Origin of the sequence: Arthrobacter sp. P2b, assembly GCF_900168295.1 — a bacterium.
In the GTDB taxonomy this organism is placed as follows: Bacteria; Actinomycetota; Actinomycetes; order Actinomycetales; family Micrococcaceae; genus Arthrobacter.
The window spans coordinates 188,798-203,249 of the sequence record NZ_FVZL01000002.1 but is presented as its reverse complement, the minus strand read 5'-3'; the positions used below and the strand labels follow the sequence as shown (position 1 = coordinate 203,249).

Here is a 14,452-nt window from a genome sequence, read left to right as displayed (position 1 = left end):
GGATCAACTTTACCGGCCGGGACGGATTGAGTTCCGGGCCCGAGGGTAATGTGACTTTATGAGTTTCAACGACAATGTGCAGTTGGATCCTTCACAGGTCCAGGACCGGCGCGGCATGGGCCGCGGCGCCAAGGTGGGAGGTGGCATCGGTGGCGGACTCCTGCTGCTGATCGCTGCGCTCTTCGGCGTAAATCCGCAGCTCCTCGAGGGCCTGGCGGGTGGTGCGGCCCCGGCTCCCCAGGCGCAGGGCACCGCGCCTGCGTGCGAGACTGGCGCCGACGCCGACGCCCGCGTGGACTGCCGGATCACCGGCACCGTGAACAGCCTGAACGCCTTCTGGCCTGCCTACCTGGAGCAGTACAACGTCCAGTACCCCCAGCCGGAGACGGTGATCTTTGAGGAGGCCGTGAGCACGGGGTGCGGCACGGCATCCAGCGCTGTGGGCCCCTTCTACTGCCCCACGGACACCACCGCCTACTTCGATCCCGGGTTCTTCACGGAACTTGTCAACCGCTTCGGTTCTTCCGGCGGCCCGCTGGCCCAGGAGTATGTAGTGGCCCATGAGTTCGGCCACCACATCCAGAACGTCCTGGGATACCTGGACCGCGCCCAGCAGGATCCGCAGGGCCCTGAGTCCGGCGCCGTGCGCGTGGAACTGCAGGCGGACTGCTATGCGGGTCTCTGGGCCAAGCACGCGTCAACCCAGCCGGGTCCTGACGGCCAGCCGTTCCTGGAGGCCCTCACGCAGCAGGACCTGAACGACGCACTGTCCGCCGCGTCAGCGGTGGGCGATGACCGCATCCAGGAGGCAGCCACCGGGCGCGTCACTCCCGAGGCGTGGACCCACGGTTCCAGCGAGCAACGCCAGCGGTGGTTCTACAAGGGCTACGAGACCGGAGACATCAACCAGTGCGACACGTTCTCCGCCCCCTCGCTGTAACCCCATCGAGCATGCTCCCCTCCGTTTAGCCCCATCGGTTGCTCCGCAGGTGTCGTTTAGAGCGGTGAAAACGACAGATACGGAGCAACGGATGGTGGGAAATGAGGGACGACGACGGCCGGTTACCTTCGCAGCGAAGGTAACCGGCCGTCGTCGTAAGCAGGGGGATGTCAGATGTTGAAGCCGAGGGCCCGCATCTGGTCCTTGCCGTCGTCGGTGATCCGCTCGGGACCCCATGGCGGCATCCACACCCAGTTCAGGCGCCAGTCGTCCACGACGCCGTCCAGCGCCTTGCCAACCTGCTCCTCGAGCACGTCGGTGAGCGGGCATGCGGCGGTGGTCAGCGTCATGTCGATCAGCAGCGCACCGTCGTCGTCGGAGTACTTCAGGCCGTACAGCAGGCCGAGGTCCACCACGTTGACGCCGAGCTCAGGATCGATGACGTCCTTGAGGGCCTCTTCGACGTCCTCAAGGCTCGTGCGGGCTGCGTTGATTTCGGTCATGGCAGGTCCTGACTAGGCCTGTACCGCGACGGGTGCGGCAGCAGTGCCGGCGCCCTTGGCGTAGCGGTCGTAGCCTTCTTCTTCGAGGCGGTCGGCCAGTTCCGGGCCGCCCTCTTCGACAACCTGGCCGTCCACGAACACGTGGACGAAGTCAGGCTTGATGTAGCGCAGGATGCGGGTGTAGTGCGTGATGAGCAGCGTGCCCATCTTGCCTTCCGCGTGGGCGCGGTTGACGCCCTCGGAGACGACCTTCAGCGCGTCGACGTCCAGGCCGGAGTCGGTCTCGTCCAGGACGGCGAACTTGGGCTTGAAGAGCTCCAGCTGGAGGATCTCCACGCGCTTCTTCTCGCCGCCGGAGAAGCCTTCGTTGACGTTGCGCTGGGCGAAGTCGGCGTCGATGCGCAGCTGCTCCATGGCAGCCTTGACGTCCTTGGTCCAGGTGCGCAGCTTGGGTGCTTCGCCGTCGATGGCGGTCTTGGCGGTGCGCAGGAAGTTGGTCATGCTGACGCCGGGGACCTCTACGGGGTACTGCATGGCCAGGAAGACGCCGGCGCGGGCGCGCTCGTCCACGCTCATCTCCAGGACGTCTTCGCCGTCCAGGGTGATGGAGCCGCTGGTGACGTTGTACCGCGGGTGGCCGGCGATGGTGGAGGCCAGCGTGGACTTGCCGGAGCCGTTGGGGCCCATGATGGCGTGGGTTTCGCCGGTCCGGATGGTCAGGCTGACGCCCTTCAGGATTTCCTTGGTGCCCTGCTCCGTGTCAATGCTGACGTGCAGGTCCTTGATCTCAAGAGTAGACATGTGTCTTGTTCTCCTCTGCACCGTGCCTGGCGGCGGCGGTGCGGTCTCTGTCTGGAAGTTGGTTCGTAAATCTGTGGTGCTAGCTGAAGTTCGGAGCTTCGGCGCCGTTGAGGACATTGGTGAAGTCCACGTAGACCTCGTCCCCGCTGATCTCGACGGCGAACACCGGGACGGGATCGTAGGCGGGCAACTGCAGCGGCTCGCCGCTGCGCAGGTCGAACTGTGAGCCGTGGCCCCAGCATTCGATGGCGCAGCCCTCCACGTCACCCTCGGACAGGGAAATGTCCGCGTGTGAGCAGGTGTCGCCGATCGCATGGATCTCCCCCATGGAGTCCTTGACGATCGCCACAGGGTAGTCGTCGATCAGGATCCGCAGCGCCTGCTTCAACTGGATGTCATCCACCTTGCAGACAAGCTCGCCCTTTGGCTGGTCAGTCATCTGTAAACCCGTGCTCCGTACCTTCTAGTTGTCCGTCAGTGCGAGTTCGTGCTCAACAGCTTCGGTCAGCCGCTCCTCGATGGAGGGGACCTTGATCTGCTGGATGATCTCGTTCAGGAAGCCACGCACCACCAGGCGGCGGGCCACGGACTCGGGGATGCCGCGCGCCATCAGGTAGAAGAGGTGCTCGTCGTCCATCCGGCCGGTGGCGCTGGCGTGGCCTGCACCCTCGATCAGCCCGGTCTCGATCTCGAGGTTGGGCACGGAGTCGGCGCGGGCGCCGTCGGTCAGCAGCAGGTTGCGGTTGGCCTCGTACGTGTCGGTGCCTTCGGCTTCCTTGCGGATGAGGACGTCGCCAACCCAGACGGCGTGGGCGTTGCGGCCCTGCAGCGCGCCCTTGTACAGGACGTTGGACTTGCAGTTGGGCACGGCGTGGTCCACGAACAGGCGCTGCTCAAGGTGCTGGCCGGCGTCGGCGAAGTACAGGCCGAACAGTTCAGCCTCGCCGCCGGGGGCGGTGAAACGGGCCGACGGCGTGACGCGGACAAGGTCGCCGCCGAGGCTTACCATGACGTGCTTGAGCTTGGCGTCGCGGCCGATCTTAGCCTGCTGGGAGGAGGCGTGGACGGCGTCGTCGTTCCATTCCTGGAGCGAGACAACCGTGAGGCTGGCACCGTCTTCCACGATGATCTCAACGTTTTCCGAGACCACGGCGGAGCCGCGGTGGTTCAGGACCACAACAGCCTTGGAGAACTTCTTGGCAACGATCACCAGGTGCTGGGCGGCAGCCTCAAGGGACGTGCCTTCGATGTCGATGGTGATTTCGGTCAGCGCCTCGAACTCCGACGGAATGGTGACCACCGTTGCCTGGGCGAAGTTCTCCCAGGCGTTGGCGGACACGCGGTCCTCAGGAATGCCGGCAGTACCGATACGCTGGTCGTCGCGGCCGACGCCCTCTACGGTGACGTCTTCCGGGCCCTTGACGATCACGGTGGGCGCAGCGCCGGACAGGACCTCGGTGTGCAGGCCGCGCAGGCGCTTCAGCGGGGTGAAGCGCCAGTCTTCCTCCAGGCCGGTGAGCGGTTTGAAGTCGGCCAGCTTGTAGGACGTCAGGCGGCCGGCCCGTGAGCTGTCCGGAACGCCTTCGCCGCCGCCGTGCGAGTGGCTCTTGGCAGAGGCACCGGCAAGCGGAGCCTTGGAGCCTGCCGCGTTGATGGGCGACAGGCTTTCGCCTTCTTCGGTGAAGCCGTCGATGAACGGCTGGGCTGAGGGCGCGCCGATGCGGGCCTTTTCAGTAGTGATTTCAGTCATCGTTATCCGACGGACCCTTCCATCTGCAGTTCAATCAGGCGGTTCAGCTCAAGTGCGTACTCCATGGGGAGCTCGCGGGCAATCGGCTCGATGAAGCCGCGGACGATCATCGCCATGGCTTCGTCTTCGCGCATGCCGCGGGACATCAGGTAGAAGAGCTGTTCTTCGCTGACCCGGGAAACAGTTGCTTCGTGGCCCATCACAACGTCGTCCTCGCGGATGTCGATGTAGGGGTAGGTGTCCGACCGGCTGATCGTGTCAACGAGCAGGGCGTCGCAGCGGACGGTGTTGGCGGAGTGCTTGGCGCCTTCGCGGACCTGGACCAGGCCGCGGTATGCCGCACGGCCGCCGCCGCGGGCCACCGACTTGGAGATGATGGAGCTCTTGGTGTTCGGCGCGATGTGGACCATCTTGGAGCCGGTGTCCTGGTGCTGGCCCTCTCCTGCGAACGCGATGGAGAGAGTCTCACCCTTGGCGTGCTCGCCCACGAGGTAGACGGCCGGGTACTTCATGGTGACCTTGGAACCGATGTTGCCATCGACCCATTCCATGGTGGCGCCCTCTTCGCAGATGGCGCGCTTGGTCACCAGGTTGTACACGTTGTTCGACCAGTTCTGGATGGTGGTGTACCGGACGCGGGCGCCCTTCTTCACGATGATTTCCACCACGGCGGAGTGCAGCGAGTCCGAGGTGTAGATCGGCGCGGTGCAGCCCTCGATGTAGTGGACGTAGGAGTCCTCATCGGCGATGATCAGGGTCCGCTCGAACTGGCCCATGTTTTCCGTGTTGATGCGGAAGTATGCCTGCAGCGGGATGTCCACGTGGACGCCCTTGGGGACGTACACGAAGGAACCGCCGGACCAGACGGCCGTGTTCAGGGAAGCGAACTTGTTGTCGCCCACCGGAATGACGGTGCCGAAGTACTCCTGGAAGATCTCCGGGTGCTCCCGCAGCGCGGTATCGGTGTCCAGGAAGATGACGCCCTGGGCCTCGAGGTCCTCGCGGATCTGGTGGTAGACAACCTCGGACTCGTACTGTGCGGCCACGCCGGAGACCAGGCGGCTGCGCTCAGCTTCCGGGATGCCCAGCTTCTCGTACGTGTTCCGGATGTCCTCGGGCAGGTCTTCCCAGGTGGCAGCCTGCTTCTCCGTGGACCGGACGAAGTACTTGATGTTGTCGAAGTCGATGCCGGAGAGGTCTGCACCCCAGGTGGGCATGGGCTTGCGGTCGAAGTACTTCAGGCCCTTGAGGCGAAGGTCGAGCATCCACTCGGGTTCGCTCTTTTTGTCCGAGATATCACGGACCACTTCGTCATTGATGCCGCGGCGGGCGTTGGCACCGACGTCGTTCTTGTCAGCCCAGCCGTACTCGTAGTTACCGATGCCGTGGAGCTCGGGATTCTTCTCCAGAATCTCTGAGATCACAGTGTTTTCGGCTACCGCTTTCTCTGATAGTTGGTCCGTCATCACGGCCTTTCTTGCTGATGGTTGGTTACTTCATTCAGGCTGGCGGGGGCTGCCGAAGGCCTTGTGGGCCCCTGGGCAGACAGCCTGCCTGTAGGAATATGGGTGGTGCAGACATGTCCGCCGCGGGCAAGCGTGGAGAGCCGGCGGACGTCCACGCCAACGAGCCTCGAGAAGACCTCGGTCTCCACGTCGCAGAACACGGGGAACCGGGCGGCGAGCTGTTGGATGGGGCAGTGGCCCTGGCAGAGCTGGACGCTGGACAGCGCGGCCGGAAGCGGGGCCTTGGCCTCGATGGACGCCGCGGACGAAACAAAGTTATCGCGGGTCAGCGCGTCGGACAACGCTTTGGCCCGGTCGCTGATGTCCGGACCGGCCTTTTCGATTTCCGGCGCGTACCGCCGTTCCATGTCAGCAAAACGCTCGACGGCGAATGCCCGGACGGCGTCGGGTCCGGCAACTTTCTGCAGCTGCTGGAGTGCAAGGGCGGCGATGTCCAGATAATCGTTGCCGAGGCTCGACTGGCCCTCGGAACTCAGGACATAGCGGCGGGCAGGGCGGCCAGCCCCGGCGCCGGAACGCGCAACACGCTTGACTTCGATGACGCCCGCGCGGGATAAATGGTCCAGGTGCCGGCGCACGGCAGCCGGCGTGAATCCGAGCAGGTCGCCGAGTTCGGCGGCACTGACAGGCCCGTGCTCCAGGACCGCCGCAAGGACGCGGTCCCGGGTGCGCTCATCCGCATCGGCCACCGGACCGGAGGCCGCGGGGCCCCGGTCTGCGGGAGCCTGGGAGGCTCCGTGCCCGGCAAAAGGCACAGCAGTAGCATTGCTCATGGAATACACAACACAATCATGTCGTAATTTACTCCCCCACTCCAGTAAGGACAGGCTGACCTCAGCAGGCTGCGCGGCGGACGGCGAAAAATACTACATCCCGTAGAATACTGGGGTGCGTTCCCCCCAATCCCCCGTTCTGTCCATCAGCGGGCTCATTAAGGATGTCGGCCCGCTTACCAGCCTTGACGGCAAAATGCTTCGGGTGGTCAGCGGCATTTCACTCGTTGCCGAACGCGGACAGGTAACGGCCCTGCTGGGGGCCAACGGGGCAGGCAAAACCACCACCCTCGAGTGTGCGCAGGGCCTGCAAAAAAGGACCGGCGGCAGCATCTCGCTGCTGGGACACGATCCCGCCGCGGCAGGGGCAGGGCTGCGCTCCCGAGTAGGTGTGATGCTCCAGGACGGCGGGCTGCCGCCGTCGGCCCGTCCCATTCCGCTGCTCCGGCACATTGCCGGACTGTATGCCCGGCCCTGGCCGGTGGATGAGCTGATCGAGCGGCTGGGGATCGATACCTTCGGCAGGACCACCGTCCGCCGGCTCTCCGGCGGGCAGAAGCAGCGCCTGGCCCTCGCCGCCGCGCTGATCGGCAGGCCCGAAGTTCTGTTCCTGGATGAACCCAGCGCGGGCCTGGACCCCCAGTCGCGGCAGCTGGTGTTCGACCTGATTTCCGAGCTGCGCGACGCGGGGATGGGCATCATCCTCACCACGCACCTGATGGACGACGCCCAGCGCCTGGCTGACTATGTCTACATCATCGACGGCGGCCGCAACGTTGCCGAGGGAACCGTCCGGGAGCTGCTGCAGCGCGACCCGTCCGTCGAGGCAGGTGCGGAGCATGTCCGGACACTGGTGTTCGAGGCTCCGCCGGGGCTGGATCCTGCTGCCGTACTTCCGGCGCATATCGATGTCACCGAAGCCCGGGCCGGCAGCTACTGCATCACGGGCACTTTGACGCCCGCACACCTCGCCGCGTTGGCGGCCTGGTGGGAGGCCCACAACATCATGCCCGCCTCGATGAGCCTGCAGGCGCGTAGCCTTGAAGACGTCTTTTTGGACATCTCGGGAAAGGACATCCGATGAAGCCGACCCAATCCGGTGCCGCCACCGGAGCCGCGGAGGCATCGGACCGGCAAGAGGCCGCAACCCTGCTCCGCCGCGTGCTGCTTCAGGGCAAATACGAAGCCCTGACCATGCTGCGCAACGGTGAGCAGCTGATCCTGGCTGTGGTGCTGCCGCTACTTGCGCTCGTTGGCCTGACCGTGACGCCGTTCCTCGACGGGATGGGCGCGAGCCGCATCGACGTGGCCGTACCGGGCATCCTGGCGCTGTGCGCCATGTCCACGGCGTTCACCGGCCAGGGCATCGCCACCGGCTTCGACCGCCGCTACGGGGTGCTCCGGTTCCTGTCCACTACTCCCCTGGGCCGCGGCGGGCTGATCGCCGGCAAGGCTCTCTCGGTTCTGGCTGTGTTGTGCCTGCAGGTGGCAGTGGTCAGTGCCGTCGCCTTTGCCCTGGGCTGGCAGCCGCCGGTGGCCGGTTGGGTTCCCGGGCTGGCACTCCTTGCACTGGGCGCTGCCGCGTTCACGGCCCTCGGCCTGCTGGTGGCGGGGACGGTCCGGCCGGAAGCCACCCTGGCCATCACCAACCTGCTGTGGATCCTCCTGGGCGCATTGGGGGGAATCGTGATCCCCGCAGAAAGGCTCCCGGCCGCAGCCCAGGGCCTGGTGGGGTTCCTGCCTTCAGGGGCACTGGGCGAAGCCCTGCGCGACGCATTCCTCGCCGGCGCCGTGAACGGCGGCGCCGCCCTCATACTACTGCTCTGGACCCTGGTTGCCGGGGCAGCTGCCATCCGTTGGTTCAAGTGGAATTGAGTACATCGTGAGCACGGCTTCACGCCTTCCCCAAATGGCCGGCCGCCTGGTATCCCGGCTGCCCCGCACCGTGGACGCCCGCGTCCGCCGCCTCGCTGTTGCGTCCCTGATCGGGCAGACGCTGCTTGTGGTGACGGGCGGGGCCGTACGGCTGACTGCCTCCGGGCTCGGCTGCCCCACCTGGCCACGCTGCACGGACACATCCCTGGTCAACACGCCGGAGATGGGCATCCACGGATTCATCGAATTCGGCAACAGGCTCCTTACCTTTGCCCTGGCCGCCGTCGCAGCCCTGATGCTCGTGTACCTGTGGAATCTCCGGAAGGAGCGCAGGGACCTGTTCCTCCTGGCGCTTGGCTTGCTGGCCAGCATCCCGGCCCAGGCCGTGATCGGCGGGATTACCGTACTGACCAACCTCAACCCCTGGGTGGTGGGTTTGCACTTCCTGGTGTCCATGGCACTGGTGGTGTTCGCCACCCTGCTGGTGAACCGTGCCTTCGGCAGGACCGGCCGGTTCATGGCGGCCCGGCACCGCGCCCTGCCGGGGATCATGCGGCCGGTGACTGCCGCCGTCGCGCTTTTTTCCGCCCTCGCCGTGATGCTGGGCGTGGTGGTGACCGGGGCCGGGCCGCACGCCGGGGACGCCGACGCTCCCCGCAACGGGCTGGACTGGGACCTGTTCTCCCACATCCACGCCGTGCCGGCCTACCTGATCACGGCCGGGACCGCCGTCGCGCTGGCGCTCGTGGTCATGCGCCGGATTAACGGGCCCTTCCGCACCGCGGTCCTTGGACTCCTGGGAGTCACCGTGCTGCAGGCCGTCATCGGCTTCACCCAGTACTACAACGGCATTCCGGCCCTGCTGGTGGCCGCGCACATGCTCGGGGCCGCGCTGCTGATGGCCGCGGCAACCAACGCCTGGGACATTGCCCGGTCCAGCCCCGTGGAGTAGTCCGCCCTGCACGGCAAGGGCCCCCGGTTCCATGGAACCGGGGCCCTTGCCGTATCGGCTGGGCGCCTTGCCGCTTAGCCCGTAGGCGCCTTCGCCGAACCCGCTGCCCCGGCCTTGGCCGCGGCCTGCGCCGGATCCAGGAACTCGATGCCGGACGTCGTCACAAGAAGTACCCGCGCCGTCGCAATGTCGTAGAAGAGGCCGGTGGTTTCGACGGCTCCCCTGGCCAGCGCCGGACCAACCACCGGGTGCGTTTCCAGCTTGCTGAGCTGCACGGCAACGTTGACCATGCCCAGCTGGTCTACCCGGCTGTACCCGGCATCCGCCGCAGCGACAGCAACCGGATGGTCCGCCAGCAGTTCCAGGTAGCTCGGCCGGGCGTGGTTGAGCCAGGCATCGAATCCCGCGCCCAGGGCCTTGTTCCCGTTGCCGGCGGCGTCCTCGATCAGGGCCTTCATGGCTCCGCAATTCGAATGTCCGCAGATGACGATGGAGTCCACGGCCAGGCCTTTCACGGCAAACGAGAGCGCAGAGTCGATGGACGCATCCTGGCCGTCATGGCACACCACGTTGCCGATGTTCCGCAGGGTGAGCAGGTCACCGGGCCCGCTGCTGGTCAGCAGGTTCGGGTTCACCCGGGAGTCAACGCAGGCCACGAACAGCGTGTCCGGGTTCTGGCCTTCCGCCAAATCCTGCACCAGCGGACGCACCTTGTCCGCGAAGCGCCGGTGGTATTTGTTGATCCCGCCAAGGATGGAGCGCCGGGGCTGCGGGTCCTCCCCCGTTTCCCCTGCGGACTGCCACGATGTGCGGGGCGGCAGCGGCAGCTCATGGGCTTCCTGGCGTTTGGGCACCTGGTGGGCCGCATCCTGGAAGAGCGTGTTTCCGTGTTCCTCCAGCGCGACGGTCCCGCCGGTGGCCTGGTACTGCTTCCGCCAGGCGACAACGGCCTCACGGAAGGCATGGTCCAGGTAGTCGGCGTTCAGCTCCACCACAACGTCCTTGCCGTCCGGGACGGAGTGCAGCACGCGGTTCAGCCTCGGCAGGGCGAAGAAGCTGCACGATCCGGTGATGGTGACCCGCCACAGGTCCGACGGCGGGACGGGCGGGTATGCCTGAACCGAGGCCCGCAGCACGCGCCACAGCACGCTGGCCGCGGCCAGTGCCAGGCCGATGAGGACGCCTTCGAGCAGGTTGAGGAAGACGACGCAGAGCAGCGTCACGGTGTAGATCAGGAGGTCCCCGGTGCGGCGGCTGGTCCTGATGTCGGCCACCTTGATCAGGCGGGCACCGATCACCACGAGCAGCCCTGCCAGGACGGCGAGCGGGATCAACTGAATGAGTCCGGCGAAGAGGGCGGAGAAGGCCAGGACCCAGACACCGTGCAGGACGGCGGAGGCGCGGGTGGCAGCGCCCGCCTCCACGTTGGTGGCGCTGCGCACGATGACGCCCGTGACGGGCAGTCCGCCGAGGGAGCCGGACACGATGTTGGCGGCTCCCTGGCCCATCAGTTCCCGGTTCAGGTTGGTCCGTGCGCCGTTGTGCATCTTGTCGACGGCGACGGCTGACAGCAGCGATTCGATGCTGGCGATCAGGGCCATGGAAAGAACGGCGAAGGCTATTGCACGCCAGTTGCCTTCCGGTAGCTGGGGCAGCGCCACGGCGTCGAGGATTGATCCGTTGAAGGAGATGCGTTCCACGACGGGCGCGAACGCCACGGACAGGGCTGTCCCGGCCACGACGGCGGCCAGGGGTCCCGGGACCCGGCGCACGGCAGCCGGAAGGTGCTTCCAGCCCAGCAGGATCGCCACCACGGCGAGCCCGAGCAGTGCTGCGTGCAGTTCCAGGTTGATGATGGCGGCGGGAAGGCCCGTGAGGTTCTCCAGCGCGGAGCCTGCCGGCTGGGAGCCGAGCAGGACGTGGATCTGCTGCAGCATGATGGTGATGCCGATGCCGGCCAGCATCGCCTTCACCACCACGGGTGAGACGGCCAGGGCGGCCCTGCCCACGCGGCTGATGCCGAGCAGGAGCTGTACGACGCCGGCAGCCGCGGTGATCGCGCAGGTCACCTGCCAGCCGAATTGCTGCACCAGCCCGGCCACGATGACGGTCAATCCGGCAGCGGGTCCGCTCACTTGGAGCGGGGATCCGCCCAGGCTGCCGGCGATGATGCCGCCGACGGCGGCGGCGATCAGTCCGGCCATGATCGGGGCGCCGGATGCCGCGGCGATGCCGAGCGAAAGCGGCAGCGCGACGAGGAACACAACGAGCGACGCCGGGACGTCAGCCGCCAGGTGCGTGAGGAACCGGGGACGCCGGGACCTGGGGCGCTCCCCTGGGTCCTGTGGTTTCTCTTGCGGCGGGGCGTCGTTCCTTGAAGCGGTTCCGGTGGTGGGATCGTGTGCCTGTGCCATGGGTTTCCTTTTGCTCGCGAGCAGGATCCACCCCAGAGTAAGCAGACAGTCACGGCAGGTGACACGAAACGTGATCAATATGACAAGTTAGTCATGCGCTTGATGAGTGTCGGTTATCGCCGGGGCATCCCGCTCTCACTCGCCTTTGACAGCGTAAATATTCCATAGCGCATCGCACCGGTGCGGTAGGCCAGGATCAGGCGCGGGATGCTGAGGACGAAGATGCGGTTGCGTGCGCGCAGGGCGAGGCGCCGGGTCTCGGAATCGACGAGCAAGGCCTTCAAAAGCCGGAGGGCGCAGATCGTCCAAGTGCGCGCGACGCGGCGGCTGACATCCTCATAGCCGGCGATCGTAAACCCCGCCGCCGTTGCCATTGCCTCATACTCCTCGCGCGTGCCCATTGAGGGCAGGCGCCCTTCGCGGCAGATCGGTTCGAGCAGGTGGCGAACCTTCCAGCCGCTGGCATCAGTCTCGGCGAGCCACGCACAGATCACGAAGCGGCCGCCGGGCGACAGCACGCGATGCGCCTCGGCGAAAAACCGGGGCTTGTCCACCATGTGCTCGCTGGACTCGATGGCCCACGCGGCATTGGCCGAGGCGTCGTTCAGCCCGTTGGTGAGCCAGTCGCGGAGTTGGATGTCCACGTCCGGTACGGGATGCGCGGCGGCGTAGTGTGCCTGCTCAGCAGAAAGCGTGAAGCCGGTAACGCGAACGCTGCGTGAACTTGCGAGCTGCCTTGCGGTAGAGCCATAGCCGCAGCCGATGTCGACGCAGGCCTCGCCGGGCACAAGGCGCAGCCGGTCGGCGACCGTGTCAACCAGGGCCTCGACGGCCTCGGCGGGCGTCTCGTGACCTGTCACCCATAGACCGTGATGGACATGCTCACCCCACACCCGGCGATATATCGGATCGAGTTCGTCGTAGTGATCCGCGACCGCCACTGCGGTTTGGGAAATATTGGGGACGATCACGCCGTCACATTACAACGCGGGCCCATGCCTACGTAAGGTGTCGGCTCACGGCTGCTCGGTCCTTCTTGTGGCCCGAAGCCCGCTCTGATCCAATGCCGGGCAGTCAGCGCCTGGTCTCGTACCTGGTCAGGACCACACCATCGGGAAACGTCCGGGTCTCTACCAGGCTCAGGTTCACCCAGTTGTCCAGGGCGGTGAAGAACGGTGTGCCGCCGCCTACCAGAACCGGGTGGGTGACGATCAAATATTGGTCGATCAGCCCGGCCCGCATGGCCGCTGCGGCGAGTGTGGCACCGGCGATGTCCATTGTGCCGCCGTCATCGGCCTTGAGCCGTGTAATCTCGGTGACCGCGTCACTGGTGACCAGCCGGGTGTTCCAGTCGACCGTGCGGGTCGTCGAGGAGAACACTATTTTCGGCATGTCCCGCCAGCGGCGGGCATACTCGATGTGCGCCGGTGTGGCGCCGGGTTGCTGGTCCGCGGTCGGCCAGTGGGAACTCATCGTCTCCCATAGTTTACGCCCGTACAGCGCCAGGCCCGTCGCCCCCACCCGGTCGGACCACCATTGGAACAGCTCATCGCTCGGCACGCTCCAACCGAGGTCGTCGCCGGGCGCGGCGATGTAGCCGTCCACGCTCACGTTCATGCCATAGGTCAGGTTACGCATGGCGTCAGTCTCCCGTGAGGCGGTCTTCGTTGTACAGACCAGACTCAAGGACCACCATGCCCAATTACCTCAGCCCCAATGATCTCCTTGATGCCCTCAGCATCCGGGACCTCTCAGATCCCCGCAGCGGTCCCCATGCCCTGCAGCAGATGGGCAGTGCCGGAACGGATCGTTCGCCACAGCCCCCTGGTCAGCGTGGTCGACAACTACGACCACCTCGGCTTCAAGGCATCAGACGTGACTCGGGATCAAAGGTACTCCCACTACATCAGTCCGACGGTCATGCTGCGCAGTCACACCTCCGCCTCCATCCCGTCGTTGCTCCGAGCCCTGGACCCCGCGGAATCGATGGACGAACTCTGGGTAATCCCGGGCCTGGTCTATCGGCGCGATTCCATCGACCGCACCCTTGTGGGAACGCCGCACCAGGTAGACCTGTGGCGCGTCAGTTCGCGGGCAAACCTGGGCGCCGTTGACCTTCAAGAGATGATCGCGTCCCTGGTTCAAGCGGTTCTTCCCGGTGCCCAGTGGCGCGCAGTCCCTGCCGTCCACCCCTATACGGAGCAGGGCTTACAGGTCGATGTTCTCATGGACGGGGAATGGCTCGAACTCGCGGTATGCGGTCTTATGGCCGGGCACTTGTTCTCACAAGCTGGTCTGGATCCCACCAAGTGGTCCGGGCTCGCCCTTGGCATGGGCTTGGACCGCGCCCTGATGCTGCGTAAGGGAATCCCCGACATCAGGCTTCTCCGGTCTACGGATAAGCGCGTTAAACACCAAATGTTGGACCTGGCGCCATGGCAGCCGGTCTCCCAAATGCCACCCATCCGGCGGGACATCTCAATCGTCGTTCCCGCTGACATGGACGTGGAAGTTTTAGGGGACCGGGTCCGAACAGCATTGAACGGACAGGCTGACGATCTAGAAAGCGTGGAACTGCTGGCCCTCACTCCCCAGGCGGAACTTCCGGTGCCAGCCCAGGAGCGGCTCAAAATCTGTGAAGGACAGGCCAACGCGCTGATACGGCTCGTGCTGCGCCCTCTTACCAGGACGATGACAGATCCACAGGCCAACCAGATCCGCGACGATGTCTACCTTGCCCTGCACGAAGGGCCGATAAAGGAGCTCATCGACGGGTTAAGCTGCTACATCGGGGTGCCGGCAGCAGATGCTTGGGCTGCCGGCACCCACCACCTCCCAGGCTGCCGAACACATTCCACTGGACAACGCGTTGGCAGAGGGACACTCTTGGAGTAACCGCACCGACTGCGCATTGCGCT

General features: G+C 65.7%; 14 protein-coding genes. 5 read left to right on the top strand and 9 right to left on the bottom strand.

Annotation, left to right across the window (positions count from 1 at the left end):
• Positions 1–58 precede the first annotated feature (58 nt).
• Positions 59–940: a KPN_02809 family neutral zinc metallopeptidase gene (locus B5520_RS05495; RefSeq protein WP_079596068.1), complete on the top strand. Its 882-nt coding sequence runs from the start codon at positions 59–61 to the stop codon at positions 938–940.
• Between the two features lie 170 nt (positions 941–1,110).
• On the opposite strand, the gene B5520_RS05490 is transcribed toward B5520_RS05495, so the two are convergent.
• The 6 genes from B5520_RS05490 to B5520_RS05465 form a co-directional block, all read right to left on the bottom strand.
• Positions 1,111–1,443 carry a metal-sulfur cluster assembly factor gene (locus B5520_RS05490; protein ID WP_013600914.1) on the bottom strand — a complete coding sequence of 111 codons (333 nt, stop codon included), beginning with the start codon at positions 1,441–1,443 and terminating at the stop codon, positions 1,111–1,113.
• A gap of 12 nt (positions 1,444–1,455) precedes the next feature.
• On the bottom strand, positions 1,456–2,244 hold the full coding sequence (gene sufC / locus B5520_RS05485) for a Fe-S cluster assembly ATPase SufC (protein WP_079596067.1): 789 nt from the start codon (positions 2,242–2,244) through the stop codon (positions 1,456–1,458).
• Between the two features lie 79 nt (positions 2,245–2,323).
• Positions 2,324–2,683, bottom strand: coding sequence for a non-heme iron oxygenase ferredoxin subunit (locus tag B5520_RS05480; RefSeq protein WP_079596066.1), 360 nt, complete (start codon positions 2,681–2,683; stop codon positions 2,324–2,326).
• Positions 2,684–2,707: 24 nt separating this feature from the next.
• Positions 2,708–3,994 carry a Fe-S cluster assembly protein SufD gene (gene sufD, locus B5520_RS05475; protein ID WP_079596065.1) on the bottom strand — a complete coding sequence of 429 codons (1,287 nt, stop codon included), beginning with the start codon at positions 3,992–3,994 and terminating at the stop codon, positions 2,708–2,710.
• A gap of 2 nt (positions 3,995–3,996) precedes the next feature.
• Positions 3,997–5,460, bottom strand: a complete 1,464-nt coding sequence (sufB, locus tag B5520_RS05470) for a Fe-S cluster assembly protein SufB (protein WP_079596064.1) — start codon at positions 5,458–5,460, stop codon at positions 3,997–3,999.
• Entirely contained in the window at positions 5,460–6,293 is an 834-nt protein-coding gene (locus B5520_RS05465; protein ID WP_079596400.1) for a helix-turn-helix transcriptional regulator, read from the bottom strand. Before B5520_RS05465 ends, sufB begins: the two co-directional genes overlap by 1 nt.
• Positions 6,294–6,408: 115 nt before the next feature.
• Here B5520_RS05465 and B5520_RS05460 point away from each other — a divergent pair, with 115 nt between their 5' ends.
• From B5520_RS05460 to B5520_RS05450, 3 genes are read left to right on the top strand one after another with little or no spacing between them, the layout of a single operon-like run.
• A complete protein-coding gene (locus tag B5520_RS05460; RefSeq protein ID WP_079596063.1) occupies positions 6,409–7,377 on the top strand; it encodes an ABC transporter ATP-binding protein in 969 nt (322 codons plus the stop codon).
• Positions 7,374–8,168 (top strand): ABC transporter permease, encoded by a 795-nt coding sequence (locus B5520_RS05455; RefSeq protein WP_254865480.1) that lies wholly within the window; start codon positions 7,374–7,376, stop codon positions 8,166–8,168. The genes B5520_RS05460 and B5520_RS05455 overlap by 4 nt, the downstream gene beginning before the upstream one ends.
• Before the next feature lie 7 nt (positions 8,169–8,175).
• A complete protein-coding gene (locus tag B5520_RS05450; protein ID WP_079596062.1) occupies positions 8,176–9,120 on the top strand; it encodes a COX15/CtaA family protein in 945 nt (314 codons plus the stop codon).
• A 74-nt stretch (positions 9,121–9,194) separates the two neighbouring features.
• Here the strand turns inward: B5520_RS05450 and B5520_RS05445 are convergent, their stop codons facing one another.
• The 3 genes from B5520_RS05445 to B5520_RS05435 form a co-directional block, all read right to left on the bottom strand.
• Positions 9,195–11,534 carry a SulP family inorganic anion transporter gene (locus B5520_RS05445; protein WP_079596061.1) on the bottom strand — a complete coding sequence of 780 codons (2,340 nt, stop codon included), beginning with the start codon at positions 11,532–11,534 and terminating at the stop codon, positions 9,195–9,197.
• Between the two features lie 113 nt (positions 11,535–11,647).
• Positions 11,648–12,505 (bottom strand): class I SAM-dependent methyltransferase, encoded by an 858-nt coding sequence (locus B5520_RS05440; RefSeq protein WP_079596060.1) that lies wholly within the window; start codon positions 12,503–12,505, stop codon positions 11,648–11,650.
• A gap of 103 nt (positions 12,506–12,608) precedes the next feature.
• Positions 12,609–13,172 (bottom strand): dihydrofolate reductase family protein, encoded by a 564-nt coding sequence (locus B5520_RS05435; protein WP_079596059.1) that lies wholly within the window; start codon positions 13,170–13,172, stop codon positions 12,609–12,611.
• A gap of 90 nt (positions 13,173–13,262) precedes the next feature.
• Between B5520_RS05435 and B5520_RS05430 the strand changes: the two genes are divergently transcribed.
• Positions 13,263–14,429 carry a PheS-related mystery ligase SrmL gene (locus B5520_RS05430; RefSeq protein ID WP_254865479.1) on the top strand — a complete coding sequence of 389 codons (1,167 nt, stop codon included), beginning with the start codon at positions 13,263–13,265 and terminating at the stop codon, positions 14,427–14,429.
• The last annotated feature ends 23 nt before the right edge of the window (positions 14,430–14,452 follow it).

Coding starts and splice junctions, on each gene's coding strand:
- B5520_RS05430 (WP_254865479.1), top strand. CDS start 13,263: ATGCCCTCAGCATCCGGGACCTCTCAGATCCCCGCAGCGGTCCCCATG.
- B5520_RS05465 (WP_079596400.1), bottom strand. CDS start 6,293: ATGAGCAATGCTACTGCTGTGCCTTTTGCCGGGCACGGAGCCTCCCAG.
- B5520_RS05455 (WP_254865480.1), top strand. CDS start 7,374: ATGAAGCCGACCCAATCCGGTGCCGCCACCGGAGCCGCGGAGGCATCG.
- B5520_RS05480 (WP_079596066.1), bottom strand. CDS start 2,683: ATGACTGACCAGCCAAAGGGCGAGCTTGTCTGCAAGGTGGATGACATC.
- B5520_RS05445 (WP_079596061.1), bottom strand. CDS start 11,534: ATGGCACAGGCACACGATCCCACCACCGGAACCGCTTCAAGGAACGAC.
- sufC (WP_079596067.1), bottom strand. CDS start 2,244: ATGTCTACTCTTGAGATCAAGGACCTGCACGTCAGCATTGACACGGAG.
- sufB (WP_079596064.1), bottom strand. CDS start 5,460: ATGACGGACCAACTATCAGAGAAAGCGGTAGCCGAAAACACTGTGATC.
- B5520_RS05435 (WP_079596059.1), bottom strand. CDS start 13,172: ATGCGTAACCTGACCTATGGCATGAACGTGAGCGTGGACGGCTACATC.
- sufD (WP_079596065.1), bottom strand. CDS start 3,994: ATGACTGAAATCACTACTGAAAAGGCCCGCATCGGCGCGCCCTCAGCC.
- B5520_RS05490 (WP_013600914.1), bottom strand. CDS start 1,443: ATGACCGAAATCAACGCAGCCCGCACGAGCCTTGAGGACGTCGAAGAG.
- B5520_RS05495 (WP_079596068.1), top strand. CDS start 59: ATGAGTTTCAACGACAATGTGCAGTTGGATCCTTCACAGGTCCAGGAC.